This is a genomic window from uncultured Helicobacter sp., from assembly GCF_947367035.1.
Taxonomy (GTDB): Bacteria; Campylobacterota; Campylobacteria; order Campylobacterales; family Helicobacteraceae; genus Helicobacter_D.
Genome location: NZ_CANBCA010000038.1, coordinates 1 through 11,558, shown reverse-complemented (window position 1 = coordinate 11,558; position 11,558 = coordinate 1). Strand labels below are relative to the sequence as shown.

The window sequence follows — 11,558 nt, the reverse complement described above, 5'->3', positions numbered from 1 at the left end:
CGATAAAGGTAAAGTCATCACGGATAAGAAAATATCTTTTCCTATTGGACTTGGGGCATTTTTTCAAGGGACATTAAGCGCAAGGGATAATATCAAATTTCTTGCACGCGTTTATGGCTATAAGGGCAATGCTTTAAGAGAAAAAATTACTTTTGTAGAAGAATTTGCCGAAATTGGGAAATTTTTTGATGAACCAATTGGTATTTTATCTTCTGGAATGCGCTCTAGGGTTTCTTTTGGAATGAGTATGGCATTTGATTTTGATTATTATCTCATTGATGAGGCTGGTGCAGTAGGAGATCCATCTTTTAAAAAAAAGAGTGAAGAACTCTATCAACAAAAGTTAAGTACTTCTAAAGTAATTTTAGTATCTCATAGTATTTCAGAAATCAAAAAATGGTGCCACAAAATTATTCACATTCAAGATGGCATAGCAAAAGTCTATGACGATGTTGATGAAGGTATTAAGGCATATCAAGGACAATAAATATGACTTTTTTAAAATCTCTTTTACAACAACCTAATATTCAAAAGCTTTTACCATTCCTCAAAAGCTTTAAAGTTGTGTATTTACTAATGGTTTTTGTCATTTTTTATTATCTTTTTATTGCAGCTGACCGCTATGTAAGTTCTATCACATTAAGTGTGCGTTCTATCAATAGTGATATTGCGCCTGTAAGTGGTTTAGCCTCATTAGTTGGCATCAATACAGGAGCAAGAGAAGATGTGTTATTTTTAAAGCAATATATTCATTCTTTGGATATGCTAAATAAACTGGAACAAACAATACAAATCAAAACACTCTACCAAGCGCAGAAAAAAGACCCATTCTTTATCCTGTTAAATAATGCCGACCAAGAAAGTTTTTTGAAGTTTTATCAAAACCGAGTTAAAATAGTGTTTGATGATACTTCAGGCTTACTCCAAGTAAATGTAGAAGGATTCTTACCACAAGATGCACAAACGATTGCTCAAGCTATCTTAAAAGAATCTGAACATTTTGTCAATGAAATCTCGCAAAGTGCGGCAAGAGAGCAAATGATATTTGCAGAACAAGAACTTTTAAAAGCAAAAACGCGTTTGCAAAATGCCAAAAATGAGCTTTTAACATTCCAAAGTCGTTATGGCGTATTTGACCCACTTAAACAAGCTGAAGCAAAAGCAAATCTCACCACTGGTATTGAAAATAAAATTGCAGAAAAAGAAACACAACTGACAACAATGCAAACTTATCTCAACGAAAATGCACCACAAATTGTTATGTTAAAATCAGAAATCAATGCACTAAAAAAACAATTATCTAAAGAAACCTCAAAGATTGTTTCCTCCAATAACTCTAAACGTTTGAATAATTTAGCGGCGAAATTTCAAGATCTAACAATTGAAGTACAATTTGCCCAAGATGCTTATAAAGTAGCATTAACTGCTATTGAAACTACAAGGATAGAATCCAGTCGCAAAATCAAACAATTAGTAGTAATTCAAAATGCAAACGAACCACAATCTGCAGAATATCCCAAAAAGCTATATAACATTCTTACGATTTTTGCGATTCTGTCTATGGTTTATGGCATTATAAAACTTATCGCAATGATTATAGAGGAGCATAAATACTAATGAAAAAATCTGTTCAAATATTATTAATTAGCCTTTTCTTCACGTTTGCCCAAGCAGTAGATGTTTCATCTATTTCACCTGTCCAAAGCCAAATGAGCAATCAAAATATCCAGACCAATGATATTAATTCTGTGCAAATGACCCAAAGTCAAACTCAACCTACTAATACGAATGATATTTCTACAACCAACGCACAAAATTCTGTTTCACCTCAATTACCCTCTGTTTTTGGAGCGCACTTATTCAATGGCAACTTCACACAAGCTTCACAATCACTCTATAATCCAGATTATAAAATTGCCGTGGGTGATAAAATCAACTTTAGAATGTGGGGAGCAGTGGAATTCCAACAAGAACTTATGGTGGATTCACAAGGCAATGTATTTGTTCCAAGTGTGGGAGCTGTTAATTTACTAGGTGTCAAAAATGGGGATTTAGTTAAGGTTTTAAAAGCAAGCATTGCTAAAATCTATAAGCAAAATGTCTTTGTTTATGCCGATATGAATGTTTATCAAAATGTCTCAATTTTTGTTACTGGTAATGTCAATCGTCCGGGTCTTTATCAAGGTTTAAGTTCGGACTCTGTTGTGCAATACTTAGATAAAGCAGGTGGAATCAACTTAGAGTATGGTAGCTTTAGAAATATTGAAATTTTGCGTGACAATAAAATTGTTTTAAATATTGACTTATATGACTTTCTTTTTAATGGCAAGTTGCAATTATTCCCATTTAGAACGGGGGATGTTATCTTAGTTAAAAATGTAGAAAGTTATGCTTTTGCTCAAGGAGATGTGCAAAAACCTTTTAGATTTGAATTAAAAGACAACATAAAAACTCTCCAAGATTTAGCCAATGCTGCTGGAGCAAAGCCTATTGTAACGAATGCAGTTGTGCGCTCTTACCTACCCAATCATACGATAGATGTAGCTTCCTATAATAAAAAGGAATTCCAAGCTGTTCCTTTAAAAGTTGGAGATGAGGTAGAATTTCGCCCCGACTACAATGCAGAAAATATCCACATTACTATTGAAGGGGAGCATAGTGGCATACATTCTATGGTGGTCAAAAAAGGCACAAGTCTAGCAGAAGTCGTATTAAAATTAAAGCCCAACAAACAATCTAATATAGACGCAATTCAACTCTACCGTAAAAGTGTTGCACAAACACAAAAGCGGCTCATTGAAGCACAATTAAAAGAACTTGAAACTTTGGCACTGACTTCCTCCTCTGTTACTGCACAAGAAGCAAGTATGCGCGCAAGTCATTCCAAAATGGTTTTAGAATTCATTGAACGCGCTAAAAATGTGCAGCCTAAAGGACAAGTTGTCTTAGAAAATAAGCAATCTTACGCAACGACTATTCTTGAAGAAGGTGATATTATTAATATTCCGGCTTATAGCAATCTTGTATTAGTGCAAGGTGAAGTAGCAATTCCGGGTGCATTTGTTTATGATAGCACCAAAGGTTTGCAAGATTATATTAAACTAGCAGGTGATTTTACAGAACGTGCCAATAAAAAACGAATCTTAGTGATTCGTTCCAATGGTAAAGCAGAACGTTATAATGGAAGTTGGTTAGCACTCTCTAGCGCACCAACAATGCGTCCAGGAGATGCTTTACTCGTATTGCCAGAGATAGAAACAGGACGTGGATTACAAATCACAAGTGCCTTAACTCAGATTCTTTATCAAGTTGCTATTGCCACTAAAGTTATTTTAGATTTATAGATAACCCATAAGAATCGCAAATGCAATTAAATGACGCTATTTCGCAATTTAAAGATTCCAATATTCTCCTCTTACAAGGACCAGTAGGTCCGTTTTTTTACCACTTAGCGCAAAAACTAAAAAAGGGTGGTAATCAGATTTTTAAGCTCAATTTTAACGGAGGGGATTTACTATTTTTTCCTTTTGGTGCGCAAAGTTATCGTGGTGAATTGGCTGATTTTAAAAAATTTATTCAACACTTCTATTTCACCAACAAAATTCAAAAGGTTTTAATGTTTAATGATTGTCGCCCATTACATAAGATTGCAATTGAAGTTGCTAGGTCTCTTAAAATACCTTGTTTTATTTTTGAGGAGGGTTACATTCGCCCAAATTTTATTACTTTAGAATACCAAGGGGTTAATGCAAATTCTACTCTCTCAAAAAATCCACAAGATTTTCTCAACTATTGCCCTAAAACAAAAGCTCAAGAATGTAATGTCATGCATTCTTTTAGAAATATGGCTTGGTTCTCTTTTCTTTATTGGTTTGCTTCTTTTTGGTGTGGATTATACTTTAATAACAAGCTACATCATCGTAGTTTAAGTGGTATGGAAATGTTCCCTTGGTTTCTTTCTATTTTTAGAAAACAATTTTATAAATTTAGTGAAAAAGAAGATATTGAATTTATTTTAGAATCCAAAAAACAATACTTTGCTTTGATTTTACAAGTGCATAATGACACACAAATTAAAAACCATTTTAAGGGTAGAAGAATTGAAAGTTTTATAAAAAATTCTATTCGTTCTTTTGCACTATATTCTAAACCTCAACATTTTTTAGTCATTAAACATCACCCAATGGATAGGGGTTATAAAAATTATAAAATATTCATCAAACGTCAAGCAAGAAAATTCAATGTGAGCCAAAGAATCATTTATCTGCACGATATTCATTTGCCAAAATTCCTACACAATGCACTTGGTTGTGTGGTCATTAACAGCACGACAGGACTTTCAAGTATTTTACACAAATGTCCAACAAAAGTATGTGGAAGCGCATTTTATAATATGGAAGGGCTAACTTTTCAAGGACCCCTTAATAAATTTTGGAGTAATGCAAAAAAATTTAAAATCAACCAGCAACTTTTTATGAACTTTAGAAGCTATCTTATAGACCACAATCAAATTAATGGTAGCTTCTATGGCACACTTTCATATAAAAATCCCCCCCCCCCGCAATATTACACAAAACTAAACTCCAAAACTAAACAAGCCCGCCCAAACTCATAATTGTTTGCCAATTGTTTGGTCATTCAAACGTTTTCTAAGCACCAAATCAATAATAGGTTGTTCTCTTGCATTTGCACGTTTGCAATGGTCCTTTTGAAAAAAATCTGTAATTTTTATCACTATTTTTGCCCACTTTTTTTCTCTTTCGCGCCAAGCGTGTGAAGAAACCGATTCCCACGCATAACCATTAAATAATGTTGCATTCACAAAATGGTCTAATGCCCGCACTCCTTGTCGCACACGCGAAACTTTGCCAAATGTTCCTACGATAACAATGAGCAAATACCCAACAATCATCAAAGGAACAAGTGCGCATAATAACAAAGTTCCTGCTAACTTCTCTTTCATTTAACCTCTTCTTTTCGTGAATTGAATCTGCATTCCATTAGCTGAACGAATCGTTAAACGCCCTACAACATCTGGAATAAAATCTTCTTGCAATTTTAATTTATACTTTCTTAAAATATTTGCTAAAATCAAAATAGCCTCTTGCATAGCAAACCCTTGCCCGATACAAATACGTTCCCCCATTCCAAATGGCAGATAAGTATCCTTTAAAATTGTCTCTTTACTTTCAAAACGACTAGGATTAAACTCGTGTGGATTTTTCCAATAACTTTCGTGCCTTTGAATTAGCCAAGGAGCGACTACCACTCCAGAACCTTCCTTAATCAGCTTATTTTGAATTTTTACTTCCTCCTTTGCAGTTCTTGCAAAGAATCCCACAGGAGGATAAAGGCGCAAAGATTCTTTGAATATATTAGAAATATATTTTAATTTACGAATATGCTGCAAAGTCAAATCCTCCTCACCTGCAACTTCAAAAACTTCTTGATAAACCTTTTCTTGTTCTTGTGGTGAAATGCTTAAAATATACAAAGTCCAAGTTAAAGCACTAGCACTGGTCTCGTGTCCTGCTAAAAATAGCATTGCAACTTGGTCTAAAATCTCCTCAAAACTAAAACGTTTGCCACTTTGTGTATCTACCACTTCCAATAATGAGGCTAAAATATCCTCATATTCTCCATTTTTTCCTGCACTAATAGCGTCATAACGCGGTTTGATAATCTCGGCTAAGACTTTGCGAATCGTATCGCCTGCCTTCATTCTTTTGCGCTCACCCAATAGATAAGAAATCCATTGTGGAATACAAAACATCTTACGAATTGCAGTATGCACGGTTTGTTCTTGGAATATTACAAAAGCATCTAAAACTTCTTTGCCTTGTTCTTCATCTAGTTTTTGGGACATAATAGTGCGGAAAATTACATCAGCTGTTACAAAAGTCATCACCTCATCTACTTCTATTACCGCACCATTTGGATAAAGTGCAAGTTTTTTCATCATATCCTCTACTGCTTCACTCATCAAATCAAAAACTTTTGTAATACGAGCTTGTTCAAAACTTGGACGCAAAAGTTCTCTTTGCCTTTGCCATACTTCACCATTAGTCGTAAAAATACTCTCACCAAGTAGGGGCTTTAAAAGTTGATGCAACCAATGGCTTTTAGGAAATTTTCGCACTTCATCTACCATTACACGGCGCACATCTTTAGGGTGATTAATAACATACAAATCAAATCCGGGCATTTTAACTTGTCCAGATTTCATCTTATAACTTTTCTCATACAAGCCATCAAGCCAAGAACGTCTCTTTAAAAAAAAAGTGGTTAGCAAACTTGCTTTGTTTTTGTGTGGTTTGGGGAAAAATGGACATTGTCCCATTATATGGCTCCTATTTTGGATTCTAAAGTATTTTTACCGCCAATAAAATTAAAAAAATCATATTTACCTAAAATCTCGTTCGCATACAAATATAAAAAATGTGCCAAATACCAATTATAACGTATTTTTTTATAAGTTTTTGGAGTAAAGAGCTGATGAAATCTAGGGGATAAAAACTTCGGTTTAAATTTCGCTTGGATTCCAGAAGCACGAAAAAAATCAAGCGATGGAAAACAAGCTCCGTCAATTTTAGCAGTAAAATCAAACCATACAAGAGACACATTCCCAAGAGTTTGTAAATCTGTTTTAAACTGCCCACAGCCTTTTTGGAAACTTACGAGTGGAATGCACTGCCCTAATGTCAGAATCTTAAAACAATGCAAATCAAGATTCTTTTCTTGTGCGATTCTAACAACTTTTGCTGCAACACTCATCGCCAAAATTGTCCCGACACTATGTGCGCACAAGATTAATTCATAATTTTTAGTCTTTTGATTATTTTGTAATGCTTTTAAAACGATTTGGCTAAACTCCTCTATAAGATCTTGGGATTCTATAATCTTTCCTGTTGCATATTTAGCACAAAAAGAATAAATATTAGACAGCCAAAACACTGCAAATCTTTGTCCAAAATATAAAATAATTTTTGTAGCAACCCACAAACATACTATAACCATTAAAAATGCAAAAAAAAGATTCCAAGGTTCTATTATTTTAAATAAAAAAAAGATTCCAATAAAACTCAAGATATAACTTAAAAAAAAATACAAAATTGGATATAAACCTGCAATGAGTTGAGTTTTAGATTCTTTTGCAAAAATCTTAAAAATACCAGAAAAAATATATTGTTTTAAAAAATATGCAAAATCAAATACAAAATCAAACAAATTTTTTGCCCAATATTTTTTTACAATTTTATCCCATTGTAAAAAATGATAATTCACTCGTGATTGCTCACCTAAAATCATACAATAAGGAATCCCATCTTCTTGATTACAAGGAGAAACGCTTAAGTTTAATCCATTGAGATGATTTTGTTTATAAAGATTCCTTTTTAAGAGTGCATAATAATAGCGATAACTACGTGGGTCATAACCCGCTAAATAAAATACATCTTTTTTACTTTCCATACGCTCTCTTTGTAATCCATCTTAACTTTTGTTTGTCCTAATATTTTCATTTCACGCTTAATGGCTAATGCTTTATAAAATAAACTTATACTAAGATTCTTCTTTATATTGTGAAATATCAGGCTGGAATTTGTAAATCTTGTTTTTTAATCGCACAAGCAAACCTGTATCAATGAGCTGATGAAATGTTTTGACTACTGTGGGTTTGCTCACACCCACTTCTTGCACAATATCTTCATACGAACCATAAAAAATATTTTCACTATCACTATGTTCAATGAGATATTTAATGATTTCAATTTTTTTACCACCAACAAATACAGAAATTGCATTCAAAAGGATATTTTTGGCGCGCAATTCACTTGCTTGATATTTGGGTAAAGTAGCACGAAAAATCGTTTTTAATAACTCCTCTACATCAATAGGTTTCAAAATATATCCATCAACCCGTAATTCAATGCAATCTAGCAAGTAACGCGTTTCTGTATGTGCTGTTACGACAATAACAGATAAATCCCAAAGTGGATTTTTGCGAATTTCTTTAATTAGTTCTATGCCATTAAGTTTAGGCATTAAAATATCTGTAATGATTAAATCAATATTTTCACTTTTTAAAATTTCTAAAGCTTCTTTACCATTTCTAGCAATTAAAAGTTTATCTACATAATCTTCAAGCACCATAGAAGCAAATTTTAATATGTCCTCTTCGTCCTCAACATAAAGAACTTTTAGATTTTTTAAAATTTTTTCATTATTTTTTGATAACATATTTTCTCCTTAATTTAGCTTTTAAGTGGAATCCTAATCATAAATTGCGCTCCACAACTGCCATCTTTAATCGGACAATCTTGTATGCAGACTTTTTCTTCACATAAATTTAACTTATCGTTATAACGCACATTACACACTTCGATGCTACCTTGCATTTGTTTTTCTATGATTTGCTTGGACATATACAGCCCAATCCCCGTGCCAACAGATTTATGTTTAGTTGTAAAATAGGGTTCAAAAATTTTTTGAATATCCTCTAGTTTAATCCCCCCACCATTATCTGTAAAGAGAATCTTAACGCAACCCTTAGAAGAAATTTCTTTGAAATCTCCATCATTTTCCACACTGACTACAATACGAATCTTAGCAGGTGAAATCAATCGTTCTTTTAAAACATCTTCGGAATTTTTTATGAGATTCAAAATCACTTGAGAAAATGCACTCTTATAACCATAAAGCTCAATGTTGCTTGGACAATTCACCTCAATATTAATTTCATTTTGTTTCAAAAACGCATCAACAAGCGAAATAGAATCTTGAATATTTTCTTTTAAATTAAAAACCTCCTTATCACTAGAAGAATGAAAGAAGTTGCGAAAATCTTCAATGGTTTGAGACATAGCCTTAGCAATTTTTAAACCATCATTTACCTGTAAATCAATAAATTCTTGTGTTAACTTTCCATTTTGAGACTTCACCTTAAAAGTCTGAATCAGCAGCATAAGCGCATTCAAAGGCTGTCGCCATTGATGCGCAATGTTTCCAATCATTTCTCCCATACTTGCAAGCCGTGCTTGTTGATACATAATTTGGTCTTTTGTGCGACTCTCCAAAACTTCTTGTTTAATTTTTTCTTGCAAAGAATTGTTAAGATTCTGTAATTCTTTTGTTTTTTCTTGCACTTTTTTCTCAGACATTGCGTGTAAATTTTTAATATTACGCAAGATTAAAAAACTAAGCAAAATTGTTGTTAGCATAATCAAGCACATCATTACTAAAACAACTTTATGCACAACGCTATGTAGAGCATTATTACGAGCTTTTTTAATCTCCACAAAATGCAAACTTGCTTCAATCATCTGTGAAATTTGTTGGTTAAGATTGTTTGCACTTTGTTTAAAAATTTCCTCTTGATTAGGAATGCCCCGCACAATGCTATTTCCCAATAAATCAAGATATTCATTAATGGCATTATTCAGATGATTAAGATTTGCTTCAAAATGAGTCTTTTCGTATAAAGTTAAGTTTTCTTTACCAAAGAGATTATAAATTTTTAGTAAAAAATATGTAAAATAACTTTCATTCAAAAGATTACTTTGTAGGCTTTTATAATTTATCCATTGAGCAACAATCATTTCTTTTACCTTTAGAATCTCTGTCTCGTTATGACTTGCAATTAAGCTTTGTGCATTATTCACATATTTATGCAATTCTTCTAAACTAATTAACGATTGACTATATTCTGCAAAAAGGACATCATAATCATATTTTAGACTGAAATAATACACATAAGAAACAACGGCTAAAGAAAGTAATCCCGAAGCAATATTAAAAACCAATACACGTGCTTTTGCTTCTAATGTTGTCCCCAAAAAATTAAATACTTTCAAATACTTAACCTTGTAAAATCTTCAAAAATAGTTTGTGCGACATTGTAACACTAATTTTTAAAACTCTACATAAAAATGCTAAAAAAGCCTTAAACTTGTAATTTATAAAAAAATTTCAATAATTTTGCAAAATTTTAGAATTATTTTATACAAACAAAGATAGGATTACAAATATCTTAAACATAAAGGAGTTTAACTATGAAAAAGATTTTGTTAGGAATTGTATTGGCAACTGGCTGTTTAATGGCAAGTGATGGTGCAGCAATTTATAAAAAATGTATTGCGTGCCACGGAGTAAATGCTGAAAAAGTCGCTCCAGGAAGTAAAGGTGGTGTAACAATTGCTGGAATGGATAAAACAAGAATCGTAGAGCAACTCAAAGGCTATGCAGCAGGCACAGCAGATAATGGTGGTGCTAAGGCTATTATGTATGCAAATATGAAAAACTTTAAACTAACAGATGCAGACATTGATGCAGTAGCAGATTATATTTCTAAGCTTCCTGCAGTTAAATAGATTTCTCTTGCCCCTTTGGGGCATATTCCTCGTATGCCTTACCTACAAATAGATTCCCAAAAATTCTTACATAATTACCAGATTATTTTAAATACAATTGCACCTAAAAACCATGAAAAGATTGCGATTGTTTTAAAAGATAATGCCTATGGACACGGACTTAAACAAATTGCAGAACTTGCTAAACGTGTTAAGATACAAAGCACTTTTGTGAAAAACACCTATGAAGCTTTAGAAATTATAAATTTTTTTCATCACATTACTATTTTATATCCCGATTCGCTGCCGTGTGATTCTTACCTCAAGGCTGCATTAAAAGCACCCAATATTTATTTCTGCGCTCCTAGTTTAGAAACTTTGCAGAGCTACCCTCAAGGCACTAAGGTTGAATTAAAAGTTGATAGCGGAATGCATCGCAATGGAATCGCAAAAGAGGATTTAAATAAAGCTTTTTCAATCATTGCTAAAAACAATTTAAACCTTAAAGGCATTTTTACACATATTGGATTTGGAGATGATTTTGGCAGTGAATTTTATACACAAAATATGGAATTTTCTAACATCAAACAAGAATCTTTACAACTATGTACACATTACAAACTTCCTAAACCGCGATTCCATTCTTTAAGCTCCTCTGGCGCTTTTCACGCCAAAGATTTTCATCATCGTTTGCCGCAAGATTTGCAAGATGATTTGTTTCGCATTGGAATCGCATTTTATGGCTATTTATGCCAAGATTCCGCTTTTGCTATGCCAAATCTGCAACCCATTGCTGCACTTTTTGCCAAAAGAATTTCCACTCTCAACCTCAAAAGTGGTGCAAGGATAGGATACAGCGGTGCAAGTGCGTTAAATCAAGAAAGTGCGGTTTCTACTTATGATATTGGCTATGGAGATGGCTTATTTCGTTTGCACGAAGGAATGGAAATTTTAAGTGCAGAGGGATTCAAAATCTTGCCACGTGCTTCAATGGATTGCATTAGTATAGAATCCACACAAGAAGAAATTTGTATTTTTAATGACGCTCGTATATTTGCCCGCGCATTTAATACAATCCCTTATGAGATTCTATCGCACTTACACGCCTATATTCCAAAAATTATAATATAATAAAGAAGTTCAATGAAACAAAAGCAAAATATATGGGGGGGGGGGCAAAATAAACTAAAGTCTTTTATCCAAAATAAGAAA

At 33.1% G+C, this 11,558-nt stretch carries 11 protein-coding genes; 6 read left to right on the top strand and 5 right to left on the bottom strand.

What is annotated here, in order from left to right; all coding sequences use genetic code 11:
* From Q0Y61_RS09050 to Q0Y61_RS09035, 4 genes are all read left to right on the top strand, one after another.
* Positions 1-487: ABC transporter ATP-binding protein (locus Q0Y61_RS09050; protein ID WP_297814283.1), on the top strand; the 487-nt coding region annotated here is incomplete at its 5' end.
* A 2-nt stretch (positions 488-489) separates the two neighbouring features.
* Entirely contained in the window at positions 490-1,617 is a 1,128-nt protein-coding gene (locus Q0Y61_RS09045) for a capsule biosynthesis protein (RefSeq protein WP_297814282.1), read from the top strand.
* Positions 1,617-3,344, top strand: coding sequence for a polysaccharide biosynthesis/export family protein (locus Q0Y61_RS09040; RefSeq protein ID WP_297814281.1), 1,728 nt, complete (start codon positions 1,617-1,619; stop codon positions 3,342-3,344). The genes Q0Y61_RS09045 and Q0Y61_RS09040 overlap by 1 nt, the downstream gene beginning before the upstream one ends.
* Positions 3,345-3,364: 20 nt before the next feature.
* On the top strand, positions 3,365-4,615 hold the full coding sequence (locus Q0Y61_RS09035) for a capsular biosynthesis protein (RefSeq protein WP_297814280.1): 1,251 nt from the start codon (positions 3,365-3,367) through the stop codon (positions 4,613-4,615).
* Here Q0Y61_RS09035 and Q0Y61_RS09030 read toward each other — a convergent pair.
* The 5 genes from Q0Y61_RS09030 to Q0Y61_RS09010 form a co-directional block, all read right to left on the bottom strand.
* Positions 4,610-4,963: a hypothetical protein gene (locus tag Q0Y61_RS09030; RefSeq protein WP_297814279.1), complete on the bottom strand. Its 354-nt coding sequence runs from the start codon at positions 4,961-4,963 to the stop codon at positions 4,610-4,612. The two genes, Q0Y61_RS09035 and Q0Y61_RS09030, sit on opposite strands and share 6 nt — an antisense overlap.
* Positions 4,964-6,340 carry a cytochrome P450 gene (locus Q0Y61_RS09025; protein WP_297814278.1) on the bottom strand — a complete coding sequence of 459 codons (1,377 nt, stop codon included), beginning with the start codon at positions 6,338-6,340 and terminating at the stop codon, positions 4,964-4,966.
* The gene (locus Q0Y61_RS09020; protein ID WP_297814277.1) at positions 6,340-7,470 is read right to left on the bottom strand and encodes a hypothetical protein; all 1,131 of its coding nucleotides are present in this window, start codon (positions 7,468-7,470) and stop codon (positions 6,340-6,342) included. Before Q0Y61_RS09020 ends, Q0Y61_RS09025 begins: the two co-directional genes overlap by 1 nt.
* Positions 7,471-7,560: 90 nt before the next feature.
* The gene (locus Q0Y61_RS09015; protein WP_297814276.1) at positions 7,561-8,238 is read right to left on the bottom strand and encodes a response regulator; all 678 of its coding nucleotides are present in this window, start codon (positions 8,236-8,238) and stop codon (positions 7,561-7,563) included.
* 14 nt (positions 8,239-8,252) lie between these two features.
* On the bottom strand, positions 8,253-9,851 hold the full coding sequence (locus Q0Y61_RS09010; RefSeq protein ID WP_297814275.1) for a HAMP domain-containing sensor histidine kinase: 1,599 nt from the start codon (positions 9,849-9,851) through the stop codon (positions 8,253-8,255).
* A gap of 198 nt (positions 9,852-10,049) precedes the next feature.
* On the opposite strand from Q0Y61_RS09010, the gene Q0Y61_RS09005 reads away from it, so the two are divergent.
* On the top strand, positions 10,050-10,367 hold the full coding sequence (locus tag Q0Y61_RS09005; protein WP_297814274.1) for a c-type cytochrome: 318 nt from the start codon (positions 10,050-10,052) through the stop codon (positions 10,365-10,367).
* A 33-nt stretch (positions 10,368-10,400) separates the two neighbouring features.
* On the top strand, positions 10,401-11,477 hold the full coding sequence (locus Q0Y61_RS09000) for an alanine racemase (protein WP_297814273.1): 1,077 nt from the start codon (positions 10,401-10,403) through the stop codon (positions 11,475-11,477).
* Positions 11,478-11,558 lie beyond the last annotated feature (81 nt).